We start from the raw sequence: 23,479 nt of genomic DNA, 5'->3' as shown, positions 1-23,479 counted from the left end.
GATTATTTACTCTGAACCTTTTGTGCAATGAGACCTGCCGCTTGCTGATCCAATACTTGGATCACTTCTTTACTGCGCGTATTCAAGAAATTATGCATAAACAACAGAGGAATAGCTGCCACCAAACCCAAAACAGTCGTGATTAACGCCTGTGAAATACCGCCTGCCATTAGTTTGGGATCTCCCGTGCCAAACAGCGTAATGGATTGAAACGTAGCGATCATACCGGTAACCGTACCAAGCAGACCAAGCAATGGTGCAACCGCCGCCAAAAGCTTGATCAAAGACAAACCACGCTCTAACTCTGGCAGCTCTTTTAACACAGCCTCATCCAAGGTCATCTCTAAGGACTCTAAATCAGATTCATCTTTGTGCTGCTGGTACACAGACAATACACGACCCAATGGATTATCGTCACGGACTTCATCCGTATTGGCCAATTGCGCATCAACACGCGATTTGATTTGAATACGCAGTAGAAGCAAATAGGCCGCATAAAGAATACCGGAAAATGCCAACGCCAGTATTACGTAGCCGATATATCCGCCTTGGTTTACGCGCTCCAATACGTTAGGACTTTGGCTACCTAACTGCAGCAAGGTACCTCGCGTTGGATCAATCACGCTTTCTTCCGCATCGCCAGCAAAGTAATCAATTGCTGTGGACGCGCCCGAGGGCTGCTTACCGAGTTCAAGAAGCAAACCTGTTTCCGCATCAAAGCTTAAAAAACCATTTTCGTTTAGCGCTATGAACGGACCCACATGGGCGACACTTCCAGTTTGTTTAACCCCTTGCGCATCAACGTAGTCAGCACTGATGATTTTTGCTTCTGACTGTTTAGTAATGTGTAACTGCAATTGATACCAAAGTGACTCTAGTTCTGGAATATCAGGCAAGGCCTTACTGGTAGCCAGGCGCTCAAGAACTGGATCATTTTGACCTATCTCTACAGCGACAATGGAATTCTCACGAATTGCAGCGACATCTTGTGACACCTGACGCACAACACCAAACATTTCACCTAGATTACCTAAACGCTGCTTCAACTCCTGCTCAAGCTCAGCCAGCTCACCCTCATTGGAATCGAACTGACTCTTTAACGTTTTAGTTTCTTGACGAACTTGTTCCAGTTTTGCTTTGGCTTGACGCAAAGCTGTGCGTTGTTCATTTCGGTTTTCTAAGAAGCGTCTCTCACGCTGCTGATTCACTTCCTGCTGACGCAAACCATCTTGCTTAACCGCCTGAAGCAATGCTTCAAGACTAGCAATATTCTTTGGCTTGTTTTCTTGGACTTCGTCAGCATTAATATTTAATGATAACAATGCCAAGCCAACAACTAGATATCGAACCACCTTAATCACGATTAACTCCTTCTAGCTTTGGCAATGGCAAGGTAAGCAACTCGGGGGCAGACTGCTGACGAGCAATGCGAATCCCTTTTTGAATTTGACGAGCATATTCTCCGGACAATTCAACCCAGGCTTTTTGTTTGTTATCCCAATGCTTCGGATTTTCTGCATTTAGGTCAAGCTGATAAAGTGCATTGCGACCTAAGCGCAAGAAATCAACAGTAATATCTTCTTCATTTTTTGCACGATAGGCTTCGATCGTACGACCGTATTCCAACTCTATTTGATAAGCTTCAAGAACACGTCGAAATTTTTCAGACACTGTGGAATCAGCACTAACAAGCAAGTCACGCAAATTAGCAATACGCTGCTCACGCTCCATTTGTAAGAATGGCAAATCCAACGCCACAAACTGCTCCAAACCATCAATCATGCGCTGCATCAATGGCATAATGCCTTCTTGGGTCTTTTCTATGGTTTTTATCTGATCACTCAGGCTAGCTATCTGAGTATTTTGGTTATCAATGATTTCGCGTAGCTGCTGATTATAAACCTGTAGCTGATCTATCTCGTTGTTAACCGATCGAAACTCTTGCAACGCCTCACGCTCTTGGTCATGCAAGCGATCTATTTTTGCCTGTGATTGGGCATTTTTTTGTTGCTGGGCTTGCACCTGATCAACTGATTTATTAAGTGCGTCATTGGCAAAAACCTGAGCGCTTAATAACAGAGCACATCCAGCTTGTACGAATCTTGTGTGTATCATCGTTTAAAGCTCTTTTATTTCAAAACCTAATTTTTCAGCAGACTCTGCCTGCTCTCGAGATATGAGCACACCATAGGATGCGTTAGCCTGACTAAGATATTCTTTAGCCACTCGGTGAACATCACCCAATGTCACATCCATAATGCGTTTCCGATATTGATTACGCCATTCCGGAGTTCTACCGTTAAGTTCCCCATGGAAGGCTTGACGCGCCTCTCCCGCCGGTGACCCTGGCTTGTCAATACTAGAGACCACACCGAGAATCGCTTCCTCTAACAACTGAGGCAATGTGTCAGTTTGCTCTTCAAACCAAGTTAACGCTCGATCAAAGTCATCTAAGGTGCCTTTAAAACGAGGATCACGATAGCTATAGAATTTAAATACAGCCAAATTATTATCCTGACTTGCGCCGCCGCCATACGCACCACCTTGTTCTCGGATTGAGGTGTGCAGATAGCCATTGCGTAGCACGGATCCTAACACTGTGAGCGCAGCTGAATCTGGATGATCAGAATTCACTGTTGGGAAAACTTTAGCGCAGAAATTAGTCTGTGACGGCACTACCCAAGCAGTTTTCTTTTCGCTGGCTTCAAATAAAGGCAGCTTAAAGTCAACAGTATCGCCCTGTGTATGCAACCATGTCTTTTGCAACTGCAACACCGCATCATCTGAACTTTTTTCGTCAGATACCACTAGATGCTGCTGTGGTGCATTCGTCAATTTTTTATAGAGAGCCGCAAGCTCTGCAACAACCGTTTGAGCATCCTGTTCTAAACGAGAAACATGATCGCGCATACTTAAGATCGCAGGCAAACCAGAATATTCATACTGCATTCTTGCTAGTGATGAAGTACCGGAAGCAGCTACATTCATCGCCAAGCCGTGACCATTACCAGTAACAGATTGCTCCTTACGACTTAAACGATACTGAGCAATTTCTCTAATACGTTTGCTATCGCTAAAATCGACGGAATTCAAGGTATCTTGCATTAATTCAAAAAAAGCTCCGTGATTGCGACTAAGGGCCTTCCCAGATAGCACCCAATAGGCTTTACACTCATCAATATCACTCGTACTAGGTCGAATACTCTGGTACGCGGAAATGCCACCACTGACAAGTGACTGACGTTCCTGAGTAGCAATATAATCCTCACCTGCGCAGCCGAGCTCTGTCATAGAATGCATCAGCAGAGGCATGAGGCCTTGCTCCTCAGCACTCAAAGCAGGCAGAGGCATAATCACTTGATGATATGTCATGCCATTTGTGCCTGTTTCATACAGAGTTATATTATGCTCTCCATCTTTCTTTGTGCCCGTCGGTATCACCAGACTATCTGAAACATCATCCAGCGAGACCTTTGGCAAAATACTATCATCGTCTTGTTGCTTTTGACGTTCTTGCAGTGCTATACCCTGGCTCAGAATCTCTTGCCTCTCAGCATCGCTGAGCGCACTCACAATATTTGCTAAGCGCTGCTCTTCTGCCTCTTTTTTACGCTCATCAATTTTCGAATCTGGTTTGAAGGTTAACGTGACACGATGGGGATTATTCAGAAGTAAGCGATCAATAAGATCTGGCAAGAACTGCTTATCTTCAATTTTTAAACGCAACTTATCAATTGCAGGATCCAAATCGAGCAATTCAGCCGGATCACTGTAGTGGGTACATGCGGCAATGGAGGACATAATCAATTGCAAACCGTATGGGTATCCATCGCCTCCAATTTCTCGCTGAGACAATTCAAGTTGATGTAAAACAGCTTCAACCTGCTTATCAGACACACCCTCTTTTTTGACCTTCTCTAGAGTCTGTAATACTAGTGCCTCAAGATCCTCTTTGCGTTCAGGCTCACTTCCTTCGATACCGCAAACAAAACACATTTCTTTATTTCTATCTTCCAAGCCGCACAAGGGACTTGGCCCCGTTCCCAGCTCCGTGGTTTCTAATTCTCGACGCAGTGCGGAGCTGCTGTTTTCTAACAACAATGCACTGAGAAAATGTGCTTCTAGTTGCGCATCAAGATCACTACTTTCACCAAGCAACCAACCCATTACATGGTGAGTCTTATTCTCTAACTCTTTACTGCCATAGCTTTCTTCGACCCTCACCGGTGCAAAATAGCGTTTTTCGTTCGGTACGGAAAAGCGTTCACCTAGTGCCTCGAACTCGTTCAAATACTTAGCAAATTGTTCGTGATGCTCACTGGCTGGGATATCACCAAACGTCATGAACATGGCATTACTGGGATGATAATGTTTTTTATAAAATTGAATTAAGTCGTCGTATTGCAGATCCAGTATACTCTCTGGATCGCCACCACTGTTATAGTGATAGGTCACTGTAGGATAAAGGTATTTACTAAAAGTCTGCCATAACTGACTGGTCACACTACTCATGGCACCTTTCATTTCATTATATACAACGCCTTTGAATTGTATTGGTGTCGAGGGATCATTCGGCACTTCGTGTTCAAGACGGTGCCCCTCCTGAGCAAAATCCAGTGGATCAAGGCTAGAGTGAAACGCTGCATCCAAATAAACCGACAAGAGATTATTGAAGTCTTTCTTGTTTTTTGAGGCAAACGGATAAGCCGTCCAATCACTTGAAGTAAACGCATTCATGAATGTATTCAATGAACGACGGATCATCATGAAGAATGGATCGCGAACAGGATATTTTTCGCTACCACAGAGCGCAGTATGCTCTAGGATATGAGCAACACCGGTAGAATCCATAGGCATAGTGCGAAAACCTAAAAAGAAAACGTTTTCGTCATAATCACTTTTCAAGTGATAATGCATAGCACCGGTTTTTTTGTGGGTATATTCCTGAACCTCTATACCCAAGCTGTCGATTTGCTGGCTACGTTTGTGTTCAAAATCCGGATGCACCATGTAGCGTCCTTAACCTATTCTAAATTAACTGTTACATTGCCATATCATAACCTGTTTCAAAGGCAAATGAGATGGATTTTCAAAAAGAATTCCCACAGAACAACGAAATTGTCTATTTTAACCATGCGGCTGTTGCTCCGTGGCCAAAGCGTACACAGCAAGCTGTTACGGAGTTTGCGCAAGAAAATACCTTTTTTGGCGCAACTCACTACCCTAACTGGTTGCAAACGGAACACAACCTTCGCGTCCAACTAAAGGATTTGATCGGTGCAACCAGCACGGATGAAATTGCCTTATTAAAAAGCACCTCTGAAGGACTTTCCGTCATAGCTTATGGCCTCGACTGGTCGGACGGTGATGAAATCATTATTAGCAATGAAGAATTCCCTTCCAACCGCATCGTTTGGGAAAGTCTTGCGCAGTTTGGCGTCTCCGTACGCGTGGCCAACATTACAGAACATGATCCGATCAAAGCCATCCAAAGTCAGATTACGGATAATACAAAGCTTATATCCATCAGCTCTGTTCAATACGCAAGTGGACGCACAACCGATTTATCAAGCTTGTCCAAATTAGCCAAGCAACATGGTGTTCTACTATGCGTTGATGCAATCCAAAGCTTGGGAGTAAAACCCTTTAGCTTGACCGAAATAGATGCTGATTTTGTTGTAGCCGATGGACACAAGTGGATGCTCGGACCAGAAGGACTTGCGCTCTTCTACTGTAAACAGGAGCTTCTAAACCGATTAAAAATCCACCAATATGGCTGGCACATGATTGAAAATGCCGGTGACTATACAACTAATGAATGGAGTATCGCAAAGACAGCGAAACGCTTCGAATGCGGCTCACCTAATATGCTTGGCACTCATGCACTTAACGCTAGTTTAAGCCTAATCCACGAGGTGGGCTTAACGACAATCGAATCACTCACACTTAAAACAACCAACTACTTGCGCGAGCGCATACAAGAGAACAATAAGCTAGAACTCATTACTGACATCAATCAACCTACTGCGATTACCACATTTAGCATTATTGACCAAGACGATGCCAGCATTCAGAAACAACTCATGAAAAAAGGGCTTATATGCGCTTATCGCGGTGGCGGAATTCGCTTTTCGCCTCACTTTTACCAAGGTAAAAAAGAAGTTGATAAAGCTATGGCGATCGTCGCAGACACTATCGAAGGATAATAAAAAGCACGCTAGTATCAGCGTGCCTTTGAGATGGGGTTTAGCAACAAATATTAGACTTTAAATTGGCCTGTGATCGTGCGAAGGTTTTTAGAGATCTCCATCAGGGCTTCACTGGCCTGCCCTACCTCAGAAACGTTCTTAACCGCTGCCTCTGCATTGCTGCGAATACCGTCGACATTATTACGGATATCATTACTCACGCGCTCCTGCTCATTGGTTGCGGAAGCAATTTCCATATTCATTTGCGTAATACTTCCTACTCTTTCAGCTATGGTCGCCAGAGAAGAGTCTGTCTTAGCTGCTTGCTCAACACTGGTACGCGCTTGCTCTTGACTATGAGACATCACCTCCGCTGCGCTTCGTGCGGCTGTTTGCAACTCTTCGATAACACGCTGAATTTCCTGAGTAGAGTCTTGTGTACGCGAAGCCAACGTACGAACCTCGTCGGCAACCACAGCAAAACCACGACCTTGCTCACCAGCACGCGCTGCCTCAATTGCAGCATTTAATGCCAGCAAATTGGTCTGCTCAGCAATGGCCTTGATAACATCTAGAATGGTACCCACGTTTTCTGTGTCAGCTTCTAACTTGCTAATCACCTCTGCCGCGCGCTCCACCTCACTGGCGAGATCATTGATCCCTTCGACTGACTGAGTAACAATACTGCGGCCAGACTTGGCTTCACTATCCGCATCCTGAGCTGCTTCAGCTGCGCTTGATGCATTTTGCGCTACGTTTTGCACACTACGGAACATATCCTCAACTGAACGTGTTACTTCATCCGTCGCACGGCTTTGCTCATCGGTAATTTGACTGGTTTTGTTCGTCATCTCACCAAGATCATTGGACACATTTGCCAAGGGGGCAATGGATTTCACCACCTCGTTGATACTGGTATGAAGTTTATCCATAAACTGGTTGAACCAATGCACTAAATCGCCGATTTCATCTTTGCTGTTTTGCTGAATACGCTTGGTTAAGTCCCCTTCTCCACTGGCTATATCCTTCAAAGATTCCAGCATGGTATTTAAATTATTTACAATCAACATGACGATACTGGCGCTTATCAATATGATCACAGCTATTGAAATAGCACTTAATGTGATCGTGGTATATAGAGCGCTAGACGTTGCGCTATTTGACTCTTCAACAGTATCTGAGAAAGCCTTAAGCGCGCTTTCATTGAATGCTGTTAAATCCTTTCTTGTCTTTGTAAGCCGTTCATTCATTTGCTTTACAAGAGTTGGAATCTCAGAAGGGTTTAAGTTTCCTTGCACCATGCCGTCTGATAAGCGAATTGCCACATCAAAGTAGCTTTTCACCTCTTTCTCCAAGGTATCTAAGGCATTCTTTTTCTCTGGCCATAACTGACGTTGTTCCTGAATGCGGCTCATTAGGTCACCATAGCTATTTCGAGCCGTATCAACCATATCCGCCTCGCCTGTACTCACCGCAGCATTCAGCAGTTCCTCTATACGGCTCAAGCGTACAAGGTTTTCTCTACTGGACTGCACTACAGGAAAATACAAGTCTTGAATTTGAGCCAGGCGTTTCGTGTTTTCCGCATTGATCTGATAATTCACAGCCAAACTAGCGAGAAAACCAACTACCGCAATAGCTGGGATCACTAATATCTTAACTTTGATGGAAACGTTGCTTAATAAACTCATTTATGACCTCGGTACAGCCAATCCTTGGATACATGCTTCTTAAATAAGCATAGCCAAAGAATTCCTAAGGTCTAAAAATTTTAAACGATTTTTTTACTATGCACTTAAGCTTGAGGATTGAACCATTTGAGCTGATCGTGGAGCTTGACCACATCACCGACAATAATCAGTGTTGGCGCCTTAATTTGCTGTGTTGAAAGCACATCGACCATGGTATCGAGCGTGGCAATAATGACCTTTTGATTAAGCGTGGTGCCCTGCTGTACCAAGGCAATGGGTGTTTCATTGCCCATTCCATGTGCAATAAGCTGCTCACAGATTATCGGCAGGCCCATTAATCCCATATAAAAGACAATGGTTTGATTTTTATAAGCTAACTCAGACCATGGCAAATTAGCACTATTATCCTTGAGATGACCTGTGACAAAGCGCACAGACTGAGCGTAATCACGATGTGTTAAAGGAATGCCAGCATAGCTAGAACAACCCGAAGCCGCGGTAATACCTGGCACGACCTGAAAGTCTACGCCATTGTCAGATAAGCGTTCGATTTCCTCGCCACCACGACCGAAAATAAAGGGATCACCACCTTTCAATCTGAGCACACGATGGCCTTTCTTAGCGTAATCAACCAACATTTGATTAATACCGTCTTGAGGCACGGTGTGATTGGAGCGAGCTTTACCAACGTTAATCATTTTGGCGTCACGACGACACAGTTTGAGAATAGGCTCGCTAACCAAGCGATCATATAAAACCACGTCAGCTTGCTGCATTAAGCGAAGCGCTTTAAATGTAAGCAAATCCGGATCGCCTGGCCCTGCACCGACTAGGTAGACCTCACCCTGGGCTTTGGCTTCGTCGGCAGCATCTTCTAACAAAGCCTGCAGTGTTGACTCTGCCTGAGTATCTTGACCAGCAAACACCAAGTTTGCGACCTTACCGTGCAAAACCGTCTCCCAAAACCCACGTCGACGATTCACATCCGAAAATTTTGCTTTTACCTTGGAGCGATACTTTTCTGCTAGTGCAGCAAGCTTGCCATATCCAGCAGGAATCAATGATTCAAGACGAGTGCGTAAGAGCCTCGCTAGTACCGGACTCGCACCACCAGAGCTAACCGCTGCAATAACAGGAGAACGATCAACAATGGCAGGAAAGATGAAGTTGCCCAAATCTGGTTTGTCGACCACATTAACCGAAACACCAACCTGATGAGCATGCTCAGCAACAGCCTTATTAACATCGGCGTGATTGGTTGCCGCCACGACGATAACGTAAGGCGTCAGATCTTGGATTTGATAGGTTTCTAAGCGACACTCGCCACCACTCTTTTCCGCAATTGAACGTAGATGAGGATCTACTTCCGGACTAATGACAGAGACTTTCGCCCCGGCTTGCTGTAATAATCGCGCTTTTCGCAAAGCGACTTCCCCGCCACCAACAATTAAAACGGAGCGATCTTTTAATTCAACAAACAGAGGCAAAAACTTCATTAACCGATGTACTCTTTATTACCAATATAAGGTTGCAATGCTTTCGGAATCGCTACTCGACCATCTTCTTGCTGGTAGTTTTCCAACACAGCTACAAGAGTACGACCAACCGCTAAGCCAGAACCATTGATGGTATGAAGTAGCTCGGGTTTATTGGTCTCAGGATTACGCCAGCGCGCTTGCATACGACGAGCCTGATAGTCGCGGAAATTACTACAAGAAGAAATTTCGCGGAATTTTTGCTGCCCCGGCAACCAAACTTCAATGTCGTACGTCTTGGCAGCAGAAAAGCCTAAATCACCACCACAAAGTGTCACTAAACGATAAGGCAGTTCTAACGCTTGTAGAATTTTCTCAGCATGGCCGGTTAGCTCCTCCAATGCTTGATCACTGTCTTCTGGCTTAACCATTTGCACCAATTCTACTTTTTCAAATTGGTGCTGGCGGATCATGCCTCGAGTATCGCGACCGTAACTGCCTGCTTCACTGCGGAAGCAAGGCGTATGACATGCCATTTTCACCGGCAGTTCATTGGCATCAAGAATCTCATCCCGCGCGATATTGGTTACCGGTACTTCAGCCGTAGGAATCAAATAATAGCAGCTGTCATTAAACGGAATCTTAAACAAATCTTCTTCGAACTTAGGAAGCTGTCCAGTACCACGAAGACTGTCTGCATTCACCATGTACGGAACATAGGTTTCAGTATATCCATGATCATCAATATGAGTGTTCAACATAAACTGGGTTAACGCACGATGTAAACGCGCAATATCACCACGCATAACTGCAAAACGAGAACCCGTAATCTTAGCCGCTAGCTCAAAGTCTAAGCCACCAATAGCCTGACCTACATCTACATGATCTTTGACTTCAAAATCAAATGCTTTGGGGTCACCCCAAGTGCGAACTTCGACGTTATCTTCTTCGTCAGAGCCTTCTGGCACTTCAGAATCTGGAATATTAGGGATAGATAGCAGCAAGTCTTGGATCTGCTGCTGAATTTCTTTTGCTTGCGCCACTGACGCTTCTAGTTTGTCATCGATGCCAGACAGCGCTTTTTTCTTAGCTTCTTCGGGAGACAAACCTTCTTTGATCAGCATGCCAACTTGCTTGGACGCTTTTTTCTTTTCAGCTTGCAAATTCTGACTTTCGACATCAGCTTGCTTACGTTTTGCGTCTAGTGACTTGAAAGATTCAATATCAAAGTCGTAACCCTTTTTCTTAAGAGCAACAGCCACTTCTTCTGGATTTTCGCGAACTCTACGAATATCTAACATCTTGTGTTCCAATCAAAAAATTAATTTGGCGACATACCAACCGACAAAACAAGCACTTACTGAACCCACCACACTGACTACAAAGTAGACAAGAGCAGTCTGCCATTGGCCACTATTGATCAGATTAAGACCTTCCATAGAAAAGGTAGAAAACGTCGTGAAGGCACCTAAAAAGCCAACCATTATCACCTCTCGCCAATAACCAGAGAGCTTGAGATAGTCAAAGATAAGGACGGCAACAAAGCCCATGAGGAGCGAGCCCAGCAAATTGACGGTTAGTGTAGCAAAAGGAAAAGACGTGCCCAAGATTTTAATGGCAAGATTACTGACATAAGCGCGCGCCATTGCACCTAAGGCCCCACCCAATGCGATGGCTAAATAATGCATTTACTTGTACCTCTTGTACTCACTTTTCTCATCCAGCTGAGCCAAATGCTTCAACTTTTGCTGAATTTTAATCTCCAAGCCACGATCAACAGGATGGTAAAACGTCTCATCAGCATGCTCTTCTGGCAGATAATTCTCCCCCGCCGCATAGGCTTCGGGCTCATCATGGGCATAACGATATTCTGCACCATAGCCTTCCTGTTTCATCAATTGCGTGGGCGCATTGCGTAAATGCTCAGGCACTTCATAGCTTGGACTTTCAGCAACCAAGCGGCGCGCTTGGTTGTACGCATTATAAACAGCATTACTTTTCGGCGCACAGGCTAAATAGCTTATAGCTTGTGCGATTACCAACTCCCCTTCAGGACTGCCAAGGCGCTCATAGGCTTGCCATGCATTCATCGCAAGATCTAATGCCCTTGGATCCGCATTTCCAATATCTTCGCTTGCCATTCGCACCACACGACGTGCAATGTATTTGGGATCGCATCCTCCATCTAGCATGCGTACAAACCAATACATGGCACCATCTGGGCTAGAACCGCGAACCGCCTTATGAAGCGCCGAAATTTGTTCATAAAATACATCGCCACCTTTGTCGAAGCGACGCAAGCTCTCTTGAGATATTTCAGCTACGACGTTTTCGGTAATCACATTTGAAGATTCCGCCTGACATAAACCGGCGGCCAGCTCCAATAAATTCAAAGCCGTACGAGCATCGCCATCCGCCACACGCACCAATCGATCGAGAGCCCCATTTTCAAACTGCAAACCAATACTGTTTAATTGCTGATCCGTTCGCACAGCATGCTCAAGCAACTGACGAATATCATCGTGTTCGAGTGAGCGTAATTTATATACTCGAGCTCGAGAGAGTAATGCACTGTTTAATTCAAAGCTTGGATTTTCTGTCGTGGCACCGATAAAAATAAATGTACCGTCTTCAACATAAGGTAAAAAAGCGTCTTGTTGAGACTTATTAAATCGATGGACCTCATCAACAAACAACAGTGAAGGTCGATCCTGCTGCTGAGCCATCCGCGCCTTATCAACCGCTGCTCGAATCTCTTTTACGCCATCCATGACAGCCGATACAGAAATAAACTGAGCATTAACATAGTTAGCAAGTATCATCGCCAGCGTCGTTTTGCCGACACCCGGCGGCCCCCAAAAAATCATACTATGCAGGCGACCACTTTCGATGACTTTGCGTAACGGTTTGCCATCAGCCAGCAAATGCTTTTGGCCAGCATAGTCGTCAAGCGTTTGAGGGCGAGTGCGCGACGCTAATGGCTGATAAACCGGGCCGCTGTTAAACAGTTGATCCTGCATTATTGCTGATTCTGGATGATGTCCACACCCTCTGGTGGGTTGAATTGGAATTTTTCTGAGGCGACTTCAACATTCTTTTGAATATTTTTAAATTCAACGCGCGTCACCTGACCCACCTCATCTTTGATTGTCAACCCAGTGATCATTGACCCTTGATCTACATACAGCGTCAAACGAGAAAACAAGCTTCCGGTTTCTTTAGGCAGCAACGAAAACGTTGTCTTTCCATCCGTTGTGTCGCTATAGACTTTATATTGCTGTTGAATATCTTCAATGGTGCCACTTAATAACAATACCGGCGTAGAGGTTAAACTGGGATCTAGTTTTTGTATCGTCACCTGCTCTAAATCTTCATCATAGACCCAAAGAGTTTCACCATTACTAACAAGTAACTGTGCGAATGGCTCTTCGCTTTTCCAGTAAAAGCGATTAGGTTTACTCAACACAAATGAACCTGCCTGAGTTTGCAGAACAACACCCCTTCCATCTTCACTAATTTGTTTAAACTCAGCCTTCATGGTTTTCAATGGTGCTAATACATTTTGCAATTTGGATAGGCTTTGTTCGTCAGCATGAGCCTGCAAAAACAGTAACATTAAAAATAGTGTACTAAATAGCTTCATAACATCCTTCATCACGGTTGAGATACTGGTGGCGGCGCGAGCACTTCGCGGGCGCCATTTTGACTTGGCTCACTGACAACACCCGCCTGTTCCATTGACTCCACTAGACGTGCCGCCCGGTTATAACCAATTCTTAATTTACGCTGAACACTGGAAATTGAAACCTTGCGAGTTTGCGTAACAAAAGCGACAGCCTCATCAAATAAAGCATCAGCCTCACCTTCATCGCCACCTTCAGCAGGAAAACCTGGCACAACCACAGAGCTATCACCTTCGGTAATGGCTTCTACAAAGTCTGGCTCCCCTCGTTCTTTCCAATCGGCGACTACCGCATGTACTTCGTTATCATCAACAAATGCACCATGCACACGTATGGGTAAAGACGTGCCCGGTGGCAAGTACAACATATCACCGTGACCTAACAACTGCTCCGCACCGCCCTGGTCTAAAATGGTTCTCGAATCAATACGAGAACTCACTTGGAATGCCATCCGAGTAGGAACATTGGCCTTAATCAAACCAGTAATTATATCGACACTGGGGCGTTGGGTTGCCAATATTAAGTGAATCCCTGCTGCCCGAGCCTTCTGTGCAATTCGCGCGATTAATTCTTCTACTTTTTTACCAACAATCATCATCATGTCAGCGAACTCATCGATGACAACAACGATGTAGGGAAGCTTACCCAGATCTTCTGGGTACTCTTCAAAACTTTCTTCTGGTTTCCAAAGTGGATCTTTTAAAGGCTCGCCTTTATCAATAGCATCCTGAACTTTTTTGTTATAGCCAGCGATATTACGAACACCCAAGGATGCCATAAGCTTGTAGCGTCGTTCCATTTCCCCAACACACCAACGCAGCCCATTAGCAGCTTCCTTCATGTCCGTGATAACGGGCGCCAATAAATGTGGAATACCATCGTAGACTGATAGCTCTAACATTTTTGGGTCCACCATTATCATGCGCACGTCTTCCGGCGAAGCCTTGTACAACATACTAATAAGCATACTGTTTACGCCAACCGACTTACCCGAACCCGTTGTACCAGCGACCAGCAAGTGCGGCATTTTTGCCAAATCAGCAATAACAGGGTCGCCTGCAATATCGTGACCCAAAGCCATGGTCAGTGGTGATTGATTTTTTTGATACTCTTTTGACGCAATAACATCGCCCAAGAAAACCATTGCCCGATTTTCGTTTGGAACCTCTAGGCCCATAACACTTTTACCCGGAATCACCTCAACTACGCGCACACTTATCATAGCTAACGAGCGCGCTAAATCTTTTGCGAGATTAGTGATTTTTGATGCTTTAACACCTGGTGCTGGCTGAATTTCAAAGCGCGTAATGACCGGCCCAGGACTGACTGAAACCACCTCAGCCTTAACACCAAAGTCTCGTAGTTTTTGCTCAAGCAAACGAGACATATCTTCTAATTGCTCTTCGCTGTAGCCGTGTTGCTGCTCACCCTCAGCTCTGTTGAGTAATGAAACAGGCGGTAATGTATCCTGCTCAAATAAGGCGCCCTGGCTTCCACTACCCTGAGACTTTTTCTTAAACGGCTCAATCTTGATTGCCTTTTTGGGTGCTTGAACGACCGCCTTAACCGCTGGCTTAGCCTTCACCTTAATATCACTTGAAATCGTAGATTGTTTATCTCTTGACGACGTCGTTACAGGCGCAACTTCAGGCAATAGGGTTTTCGTCACTTGCTCACTCAATACTGGGGGCAATCGCTCTTCTTTCATAGCGGCTCGCTTCTTATATCTAATGGACGAGAGCATTTTTTTGAAGCGCGAAAAATATTGAAGAGTTAATCCGCCAAGAGCATCAAGCGTTGCTGGCCAAGATAAATGCGACCAAATTGATACGCCAAACACAAAGCATGCGAAAGCGATCAAGGAACCACCAACAAGGCCAAAATTAAGAACGAGCGGTACAGCAATGGACTCACCTACAATTCCACCCGCACCCGCCGGCAACTGCTGAGTCGAGTCGTACGCATGGGACAGCACAGCGCCTGATACCAACATGATCAACAAGCCAGTTAAGCGCCAGATCCAACCTAACGCAGAATACCGAACCTTGACTTTGTGACGCTGCAAAGGAATGGTCAGAGGCATGAAAGCGAGCACATAGGCGAAGTAGCCAAAAAGAGAAAACAACAAGTCAGAGACAAAAGCGCCAATGCGCCCACCCAAATTTTGAATATCGCTCTCACTAAGTGATTGGCGCCAACCCGGGTCTTCTGGGTGATAAGTCAGTAATGACAACATCAATAGCAGCGCCAACAGCAAAAATACCAATAAAACTCCTTGATATCCGCCATGACGAATTTGCTGCTGCCAATCTACTTGAACTTTTTCTTTATTATTAACCACTTAGCCGCTAGCCTAAACGATGAGAGAAAACTGTGATTGTACTTTTTTAGTGAGATTTATCTAGCCATATGTCCTTGGCCATATCCTACTTAACACCGGATCCAAACTGGTTCCCCAATCCAGCTCAAGCCTTAGAGGACCCTAATGGCTTGTTGGCTGTAGGTGGTGATCTGACTCCAAAGCGCCTAGTAAGTGCCTATTGCCAAGGAATTTTTCCTTGGTTTAGTGAAGAAGATCCCATTTTATGGTGGAGTCCTGACCCACGCTCTGTATTGATCCCTAAAACCTATAAAACATCGCGATCATTGCAAAAATTTATGCGTAAGCAAGAGCATGAGGTCACTATCGACCAATGCTTTGAGCAAGTTATGATCAATTGCGCAACGACCCGAGAGGAAACCTGGATCAACGATGCTATGCTACACGCATACTGCACACTACACGAGCTGGGCATAGCCCATAGCGTAGAATATTGGCAAGGAAAACAACTCATGGGTGGCCTTTATGGCCTTAGTATCGGCGGAGCCTTTTTTGGCGAATCCATGTTCTCGAAGTGCAGCAATGCAAGCAAAGTTGCATTCACCCGCCTGTGCCAGCTTTGCAATGAATTAGGCATCGAACTGATAGACTGCCAAGTCCATAACCCACACTTAGCTTCCTTAGGGGCAATAGAGATAAACCGCAAAGACTTTCTCGCTAAAATAAGTAAACTAATCAATAAACCAGTAAAATGGCAACCCGAGATAATGGCTGAGCATGAATAACAATTACTCTCCAGACCAAGATCCGATCAAGCTGTTCACACTTGCAGAGGATCATCCTTGCTCATACCTAAACGACAGAAATGCTAACTCTGCTTTCGTGGACCCCAGCCAACCGCCAACATGGGAGCAATACAGCGCCCTTTCTCGCTTGGGCTTCCGCCGCTCGGGCAATCACTTTTATCGCCCTCATTGCAGACAATGCTCTGAATGCAAATCCAGTCGTATACGTGCTTTTGAAATCGATCTTTCTCGAAAACGCTTCAAACGCATCCTCAATAAAAGCAAACACCTCACTCTTAGCTTAGAACCCGCTACATTCAGCGAGGAACACTACGACATTTATGAACGATATATCACACAGCGTCACCATGATGGCGACATGTATCCGCCTTCGATAGAACAATATAAAGGCTTTCTTACATCAGAATTTCCTTTCAGCCAACTCATGTCCATGCGCGATGACGAAGGCCAGTTAATTCTAGCGACTTGCATCGACATATTAGATGATGGCATCAGCGCCATATACACTTACTTCGATCCAGATTATTCAGACCTTAGCCCAGGAACACTCGCAATATTGAAAATGTGTGAACTTGCCATCGAACAAGGCCACCCTTATGTGTATCTAGGATACTGGGTAAAAGATAGCCCCAAAATGGCCTACAAGCGCCAATTTACTCCTTTGGATATATTTGATGGCCAAAATTGGCTGGGTTTTAATCCAGAGAGCTAGCTAAAGCGCTGATTTTCAGGCAAAATGCGCACCGTTTTACATTAACCCAGGTGATTGAATGTCTAGAGAAGATCATATTGAGATGGATGGCGAGGTAATTGATACCCTGCCAAACACAATGTTCCGCGTTAAATTGGAAAATGGCCATGTGGTTACTGCCCACATTTCCGGCAAAATGCGCAAGAACTACATCCGTATTCTTACAGGTGACAAGGTGAAGGTTGAACTTACACCTTACGACTTAAGCAAGGGTCGCATCACCTACCGTGCTCGCTAAGACAATAGCAAACACACCTAGATATAAAAAAGCCCTTCCGGGCTTTTTTATATACGAAATTTAACACAAAGAAGCGTATCTAGACTTCCTCTTTGGCCGGCACATCTTCCTCCACCGCACTAAGTTTTATTTCGTCATCAACTACATCAACTTTAATCGTACCGCCTTTATCGGATAGTTCACCAAACAAAATCATTTCTGCCAGTGGTTTTTTCACCTCATCTTGAATCAAGCGACTCATTGGACGAGCACCCATCTGCGGATCATAACCTTTTTCTGCTAGCCAATCGCGGGCTCGATCTGTGGCATATACGACGACCTTTTTATCTTCCAATTGGCCTTGCAACTCAGCTATGAACTTATCAACCACATGACCAATCACGTCTTTCTGCAATGCAGAGAATTGGATGATGTTATCCAAGCGATTGCGGAACTCTGGCGTGAAGGTCTTGCGAATAACCTCCATAGCGTCAGTTTCATGATTTTGCTCATTGAAGCCAATAGAACGGCGACTCGAGACCTCAGCACCAGCATTGGTTGTCATAATAAGAACCACGTGACGAAAATCTGTCTTGCGCCCATTATTATCGGTTAATGTACCGTGATCCATCACCTGCAATAGCAGATTAAATACATCAGGGTGTGCCTTTTCGATTTCATCGAGCAATAACACACAGTGTGGTGTTTTATTAACCGCCTCCGTCAACAATCCACCCTGGTCATAACCCACATAGCCAGGAGGCGCACCAATTAAACGTGATACTGTATGTGCTTCCATGTACTCAGACATATCAAAGCGAACTAGCTCCATACCCATAACGTGAGCCAACTGACGAGTTACTTCGGTTTTACCAACACCGGTTGGTCCAGCAAATAAAAACGAACCTATCGGTTTCTCTTCTGCCTTCAAGCCCGCTCGGGACATTTTGATAGCCGTGGCCAACTCGGTAATCGCTTCATCCTGACCGTAGACCATCATCTTCATGTTCTTATCCAAGTCCATGAGCGTTTTCTTATCATCCATATTGACTGTTCTAGATGGAATTCGAGCAATTTTTGCTACAACTTTTTCAACGTCAGCAACATTGATCACTTTTTTACGCTTACTTGGCGCCAATAAACGCTGACCAGCACCAACCTCGTCGATCACATCAATGGCCTTATCAGGCATGTGGCGATCGCGAATATATCGCTCTGCTAATTCAGACGCTGCCTTCAGCGCTTTGTCTGTATATTTAAGCTGATGATGCTCTTCAAACTGAGATTTCAAACCCTTCAAGATTTTATAGGTATCTTCAACGTTGGGCTCAACCACATCGATTTTCTGGAAACGACGCGCCAAAGCACCATCTTTCTCAAAAATACCTCGGAATTCATTGAAGGTCGTGGATCCCATGCATCTTAGTTCCCCACTTGATAGCAGAGGTTTGAGTAAGTTGGACGCATCCATAACGCCTCCGGATGCCGCACCCGCGCCGATAATGGTATGAATCTCATCGATAAACAAAATGGATTTTGGCTGCTTTTTCAATTCCGCTAGCAAGGCCTTGAATCGCTTCTCGAAATCACCACGGTATTTTGTACCCGCTAGCAATGCACCCATGTCCAAGCTATACACGACAGCATCTTCCATTATTTCTGGAATCTTTTTGTCTACTATACGGCGCGCAAGACCTTCAGCTATGGCCGTCTTACCCACGCCTGACTCGCCTACCAACAGAGGATTATTTTTACGACGACGAGACAGAATTTGAATACAGCGCAGCAACTCTTCGTCGCGACCGATTAGCGGATCAATTTTGCCTTCTTTAGCCAACTTATTCAGATTCGTCGCATAGTTATCAAGAGCAGCCGACGAGCTTTCCTGATTAACTTCATCATCAACTGTTTCCTGATCTGCATCCTCTTGCTCTGAAGACAACTTACTAATTCCATGACTGATGAAATTAACCACATCGATACGCGCAATGTTTTGCTGTTTTAGGAAATATACAGCCTGACTTTCTTGCTCGCTAAAAATCGCTACCAAGACATTCGCACCGGTAACTTCAGATTTACCTGAGCTTTGAACATGAAAAACAGCTCGCTGAAGTACTCGCTGAAAACCCAATGTAGGCTGGGTTTCACGTTCGTGTTCGGTTTCAGGAATTAGCGGGGTGGTAGAATCGACAAAATCACTAAGATCTTTAGACAAGCGCTCAACTTCCGCACCACAGGAAACCAAAACCTCTTTCGCTGCATCATTTGAAATGAGTGCCAACAACAGGTGCTCTACCGTCATGAACTCATGACGTTTAAGACGCGCATCCTTAAAAGCAGTATTAAGGGTCGCTTCTAGGTCTTTATTCAACATATTCAGTCTCCAACCTGTTGTATATTGCACTTTAGAGGATGCTGGTGCTCCTCTGCATAGGCCATCACTTGAGCAGCCTTTGTTTCTGCAATATCTTTAGTATACACACCGCAAACAGCACTACCTTGCGTATGAACTGCAAGCATAATCTGCGTTGCCTTCTCCATATCCATTGCAAAAAACCGAGTAAGAACATCAATAACGAAGTCCATCGGCGTATAGTCATCATTCAACATGATCACTTGATACAGTGACGGTCTTTTGAGCTCTGGTTTAGAAGGTGCAACGGCTATGCCATGTTCATCTTCGGATTCCTTATCCCCCATATTTAAGATTAGATTACTTCTTAACATTATGCGCGCCTTTGCAGTTCGATTATCGATATCTTAAAAAGTTCAGAAATTACACAATTAAGGCTTGACAAAGCAAAATGATTAACACAATGTAACTTTTGTCAAGCCAGAAACAAGCTTGTCACATTTAGACTATATGGTCTCAAAAATAAAAATTACAAGTCTGATTACGGAGTACTGATCATGCAGACAGGGAAAGTAAAATGGTTCAATAACGCAAAGGGTTATGGATTCATTTTATCTGATGAGGGCGGAGAAGACTTATTTGCCCATTACTCTTCAATTCAAGTTGAAGGCTACAAAACCCTAAAAGCAGGCCAAAGCGTACAATTCGACACAAAACCCAGCGACCAAGGCACTCACGCGATTAACATTACCCCACTCGACATGCTTTCTGCAAAGAAAAGCAATCAAGAGCAAAATCGCGAGAAGGTACTTGGGGCCGAAGCTCAAGGCGCATGATCGACTCCCTAGACGTATAAAAAAAGCCCCGAAGGGCTTTTTTTATACGTTGTCGATTATATCATTTAGAGTTTTAGAAGGTCGCATGGCCTCACTCGCCTTCTGCTTAACCGGATAGTAGTATCCACCAATATCCTGCTTGTCACCCTGAGACTTACTAAACTCAGAGATAATATCCTTGCGATGACTTTCTAACTTACTTGCCAAGTCTTTGAACTTAGCCGCCAGATCAACATCTTCGGTTTGGGATGCCATGGCCTCAGCCCAATATAGAGCCAAGTAAAAATGACTTCCTCGATTATCCAATTCGCCTGCGCCACGTTTCGGAGAGCGATTCAAAGACAGGAACTGCGCCGTTGCATCGTTCAATGCTTTTGCCAAAATTTCAGCCGTTTTATTGCTGGTCTTGCGACCAAGATCTTCCAATGAAACCATCAACGCCAAGAACTCACCCAGCGAATCCCAACGCAAGTGACCTTCCTCAACAAATTGTTGAACGTGTTTGGGTGCAGAACCACCGGCGCCCGTTTCATACAAACCACCGCCTGCAAGAAGTGGCACGATAGAAAGCATTTTTGCACTCGTACCTAGCTCTAAAATTGGGAAAAGGTCTGTCAGATAGTCACGCAATACATTACCAGTTACAGAAATAGTATCCTTACCCTCTTTACAGCGCTTCAATGTGTAACGCACTGCTTCAACAGGGCTCATGATTTTTATTTCAATGCCTGCAGTGTCATGATCTTTTAGATAGCTCTCAACCAATTTAATTAGATTTGCATCGTGAGCGCGGTTTTCATCCAACCAGAAGATGGCAGGATTACCAGTAATAGTGGCTCGAGAAACGGCCAACTTAACCCAGTCTTGTATTGGAGCATCTTTCGTCTGACACATACGCCAAATATCACCAGGCTCCACATCATGCTGCATCAATGCATTGCCTGACTCATCCAGCACTTTTACCACACCCTTATTTTCGATGATAAAAGTCTTGTCATGAGAACCGTACTCTTCAGCTTTTTGGGCCATTAAACCCACGTTTGATACATTACCCATTGTATCCACATCGAACGCGCCAAATTCCTTGTGGAAGTTGATAGTCTCGTCGAACACATCGGCATAACAGCGATCAGGGATCATTGCTTTGGTATCATGCATCTCACCATCACTACCCCACATCTTACCACCGGCACGAATCGCGGCAGGCATAGACGCATCGATAATCACATCATTAGGAACATGAAGATTGGTTATACCCTTATCAGAATCTACCATGGCGAGTTTAGGACGATCATGATACACAGCTTGAATATCGGCCTTAATTTGTTTTTGATGATCGACATCTAGGGTTTTAATTTTGGCATAAACATCACCGAGACCATTGCGAACATCTACACCAAGCTGCTCAAATGTTTCCTTGTGTTTTTCAAATACATCTTCGTAATAAACTGAAACAGCTTCGCCAAACATGACTGGGTCACTAACTTTCATCATGGTAGCCTTGAGATGCAAGGACAGCATAACGTTCTTTTCTTTTGCATCTTCCATTTGCGCTTCATAGAAAGCACGTAACGCCTTTGCACTCATGCGCGATGCATCTATCACTTCACCTTCTTGTAACGCCAAATCAGCTTTCAAAGTCTGCACATTACCCGATTCATCCTCATAAACGATAGAGACTTTCTGTGCATTTTCGTTAATCACAGACTGCTCGCTACCGTAAAAGTCTCCGTCTTCCATGTGAGCCACATGAGTCTTACTCAACTTATTCCAGGCACCCATGGAATGCGGGTGAGCTTTTGCATATTCTTTAACCGCCGAAGCCACACGACGATCGCTATTACCCTCACGCAACACAGGATTCACAGCACTACCTAGCACCTTGCCATAACGTGTTTGGATTTCTTTTTCTTTATCAGTGTTTGCTTCGCGGGGATAATCGGGAACCGCATAGCCTTTATCTTGAAGCTCTTTAATAGCACCGATTAATTGAGGAACTGATGCGCTAATATTTGGTAGCTTAATAATGTTGGCATCTGGTGTCTTAGCAAGCTCACCCAATTCTTTTAAATCATCTGGAATAACTTGGTCAGGTTTCAGATAATCGGGGAAAGATGACAAAATACGCGCAGCAAGAGAAATATCTCGCGTTTCCACCTCAATACCAGCTTGCTTAGTGAACGCCTGTACAATCGGCAAGAAAGAGTAAGTTGCCAATGCTGGTGCTTCGTCTGTTAACGTATATATTATTTTTGGTGTATGCGTAGTCATTATCCATCCTAAAGCTTTGTGGCTATAGCGCCGAAACTTACGGGTAACTTGTGGCCACCCAGTTACTTTGTTACTCGGGCAGATTAATCTGCCCCAAAATCGACTTTTAAGAATGCCGGGATCGATAATCCGGCGAAAACTGCGCGAATTATATCACGCAATGTTACAATCAAAACGGTTTTCTGTAGTTTTTTTACAAAACACTCTTTATTTAACGTATACGACAGCAATTCGGTAGTTTTATTACAAAATGGCGCGCCTAATTCTCTTCAACAAGCCCTACCAAGTTATCTCTCAGTTTTCCGACTCTGAGGGCAAGAAAACCCTTGCTGACTTTATAGACACTAAAAATGTCTACCCCGCTGGACGCTTAGACTTTGATTCTGAGGGCCTTCTATTACTAACCGATGACGGACTTCTTCAGCATAGAATATCGGACCCAAAGCACAAATCTTACAAAACCTATTGGGTTCAGGTCGAGGGCATCCCTGACAACTTGGCCATCCAGCATCTAGTCAACGGAGTTGATCTTAAGGACGGAAAAACCCTGCCTGCCAAAGTAAATATCATTGACGAGCCTAATCTATGGGACCGACACCCGCCAATACGACAAAGGTCCAACGATGTTACGTCTTGGCTCGAGATTCAGATTATGGAGGGGAAAAATCGGCAAGTAAGAAGAATGACAGCGGCTGTCGGCCACCCCACGCTTCGACTTGTGCGAGTATCAATTGGCCAATGGCACCTAGAGCAACTAAAACCAGGGGAATTCAAGGAACTCTCTGTTCATATGCCTAAAGCCAGCCGTGACAAGTATCCTAAAAACCAACATTCGGATAAAATGCGCAACCCTAAATCCACACGACGTAAATCGCGGAGATAGTTTTA

19 protein-coding genes are annotated in these 23,479 nt (G+C 44.7%); 6 read left to right on the top strand and 13 right to left on the bottom strand.

What is annotated here, in order from left to right; all coding sequences use genetic code 11:
- Positions 1 to 2: 2 nt before the first annotated feature.
- Genes HF888_RS07945 through HF888_RS07935 form a run of 3 tightly spaced genes read right to left on the bottom strand, consistent with a single transcriptional unit; the run spans position 3 to position 5,010 of the window.
- Positions 3 to 1,361, bottom strand: a complete 1,359-nt coding sequence (locus HF888_RS07945) for a MotA/TolQ/ExbB proton channel family protein (protein ID WP_007017796.1) — start codon at positions 1,359 to 1,361, stop codon at positions 3 to 5.
- Positions 1,354 to 2,115: a DUF3450 domain-containing protein gene (locus HF888_RS07940; RefSeq protein WP_007017795.1), complete on the bottom strand. Its 762-nt coding sequence runs from the start codon at positions 2,113 to 2,115 to the stop codon at positions 1,354 to 1,356. The genes HF888_RS07945 and HF888_RS07940 overlap by 8 nt, the downstream gene beginning before the upstream one ends.
- A 3-nt stretch (positions 2,116 to 2,118) precedes the next feature.
- Complete coding sequence (locus HF888_RS07935; protein ID WP_007017794.1) at positions 2,119 to 5,010, bottom strand: insulinase family protein; 2,892 nt, start codon at positions 5,008 to 5,010, stop codon at positions 2,119 to 2,121.
- Positions 5,011 to 5,081: 71 nt separating this feature from the next.
- Here HF888_RS07935 and HF888_RS07930 point away from each other — a divergent pair, with 71 nt between their 5' ends.
- Positions 5,082 to 6,206 carry an aminotransferase class V-fold PLP-dependent enzyme gene (locus HF888_RS07930; protein WP_007017793.1) on the top strand — a complete coding sequence of 375 codons (1,125 nt, stop codon included), beginning with the start codon at positions 5,082 to 5,084 and terminating at the stop codon, positions 6,204 to 6,206.
- A gap of 53 nt (positions 6,207 to 6,259) precedes the next feature.
- Here the strand turns inward: HF888_RS07930 and HF888_RS07925 are convergent, their stop codons facing one another.
- The 7 genes from HF888_RS07925 to HF888_RS07895 all read right to left on the bottom strand — a co-directional run bounded on the left by HF888_RS07925 (position 6,260) and on the right by HF888_RS07895 (position 15,378).
- A complete protein-coding gene (locus tag HF888_RS07925; protein WP_007017792.1) occupies positions 6,260 to 7,879 on the bottom strand; it encodes a methyl-accepting chemotaxis protein in 1,620 nt (539 codons plus the stop codon).
- Positions 7,880 to 7,983: 104 nt separating this feature from the next.
- Positions 7,984 to 9,375, bottom strand: a complete 1,392-nt coding sequence (cysG, locus tag HF888_RS07920) for a siroheme synthase CysG (RefSeq protein WP_007017791.1) — start codon at positions 9,373 to 9,375, stop codon at positions 7,984 to 7,986.
- A complete protein-coding gene (serS, locus tag HF888_RS07915) occupies positions 9,375 to 10,655 on the bottom strand; it encodes a serine--tRNA ligase (protein ID WP_007017790.1) in 1,281 nt (426 codons plus the stop codon). Before serS ends, cysG begins: the two co-directional genes overlap by 1 nt.
- Positions 10,656 to 10,667: 12 nt before the next feature.
- Positions 10,668 to 11,042 (bottom strand): fluoride efflux transporter CrcB, encoded by a 375-nt coding sequence (crcB, locus tag HF888_RS07910; RefSeq protein ID WP_007017789.1) that lies wholly within the window; start codon positions 11,040 to 11,042, stop codon positions 10,668 to 10,670.
- A complete protein-coding gene (locus tag HF888_RS07905) occupies positions 11,043 to 12,374 on the bottom strand; it encodes a replication-associated recombination protein A (RefSeq protein WP_007017788.1) in 1,332 nt (443 codons plus the stop codon).
- Entirely contained in the window at positions 12,374 to 12,997 is a 624-nt protein-coding gene (lolA, locus tag HF888_RS07900) for an outer membrane lipoprotein periplasmic chaperone LolA (protein WP_040297693.1), read from the bottom strand. Before lolA ends, HF888_RS07905 begins: the two co-directional genes overlap by 1 nt.
- Positions 12,998 to 13,008: 11 nt before the next feature.
- Positions 13,009 to 15,378: a DNA translocase FtsK gene (locus HF888_RS07895; RefSeq protein ID WP_007017786.1), complete on the bottom strand. Its 2,370-nt coding sequence runs from the start codon at positions 15,376 to 15,378 to the stop codon at positions 13,009 to 13,011.
- Positions 15,379 to 15,446: 68 nt separating this feature from the next.
- Here HF888_RS07895 and aat point away from each other — a divergent pair, with 68 nt between their 5' ends.
- Genes aat through infA form a run of 3 tightly spaced genes read left to right on the top strand, consistent with a single transcriptional unit; the run spans position 15,447 to position 17,152 of the window.
- Positions 15,447 to 16,142 carry a leucyl/phenylalanyl-tRNA--protein transferase gene (gene aat, locus HF888_RS07890; RefSeq protein ID WP_007017785.1) on the top strand — a complete coding sequence of 232 codons (696 nt, stop codon included), beginning with the start codon at positions 15,447 to 15,449 and terminating at the stop codon, positions 16,140 to 16,142.
- Positions 16,135 to 16,875, top strand: a complete 741-nt coding sequence (locus HF888_RS07885) for an arginyltransferase (protein WP_007017784.1) — start codon at positions 16,135 to 16,137, stop codon at positions 16,873 to 16,875. The genes aat and HF888_RS07885 overlap by 8 nt, the downstream gene beginning before the upstream one ends.
- 58 nt (positions 16,876 to 16,933) lie before the next feature.
- A complete protein-coding gene (gene infA, locus HF888_RS07880) occupies positions 16,934 to 17,152 on the top strand; it encodes a translation initiation factor IF-1 (RefSeq protein WP_007017783.1) in 219 nt (72 codons plus the stop codon).
- A 79-nt stretch (positions 17,153 to 17,231) separates the two neighbouring features.
- Here the strand turns inward: infA and clpA are convergent, their stop codons facing one another.
- A complete protein-coding gene (clpA, locus tag HF888_RS07875) occupies positions 17,232 to 19,505 on the bottom strand; it encodes an ATP-dependent Clp protease ATP-binding subunit ClpA (RefSeq protein WP_007017782.1) in 2,274 nt (757 codons plus the stop codon).
- A gap of 2 nt (positions 19,506 to 19,507) precedes the next feature.
- Positions 19,508 to 19,858, bottom strand: a complete 351-nt coding sequence (gene clpS, locus HF888_RS07870) for an ATP-dependent Clp protease adapter ClpS (protein WP_007017781.1) — start codon at positions 19,856 to 19,858, stop codon at positions 19,508 to 19,510.
- A gap of 183 nt (positions 19,859 to 20,041) precedes the next feature.
- Here clpS and HF888_RS07865 point away from each other — a divergent pair, with 183 nt between their 5' ends.
- On the top strand, positions 20,042 to 20,320 hold the full coding sequence (locus HF888_RS07865; protein ID WP_007017780.1) for a cold shock domain-containing protein: 279 nt from the start codon (positions 20,042 to 20,044) through the stop codon (positions 20,318 to 20,320).
- 42 nt (positions 20,321 to 20,362) lie between these two features.
- On the opposite strand, the gene HF888_RS07860 is transcribed toward HF888_RS07865, so the two are convergent.
- Positions 20,363 to 22,591 carry an NADP-dependent isocitrate dehydrogenase gene (locus HF888_RS07860; protein WP_007017779.1) on the bottom strand — a complete coding sequence of 743 codons (2,229 nt, stop codon included), beginning with the start codon at positions 22,589 to 22,591 and terminating at the stop codon, positions 20,363 to 20,365.
- A gap of 250 nt (positions 22,592 to 22,841) precedes the next feature.
- Here HF888_RS07860 and HF888_RS07855 point away from each other — a divergent pair, with 250 nt between their 5' ends.
- A complete protein-coding gene (locus tag HF888_RS07855) occupies positions 22,842 to 23,474 on the top strand; it encodes a pseudouridine synthase (protein ID WP_007017778.1) in 633 nt (210 codons plus the stop codon).
- Positions 23,475 to 23,479: the final 5 nt, after the last annotated feature.

Source organism: Bermanella marisrubri (assembly GCF_012295615.1).
Taxonomy (GTDB): Bacteria; Pseudomonadota; Gammaproteobacteria; order Pseudomonadales; family Oceanobacteraceae; genus Bermanella; species Bermanella marisrubri.
Note: the sequence above shows the minus strand (reverse complement) of the source record. Positions and strands in the feature narration are given on the sequence as shown.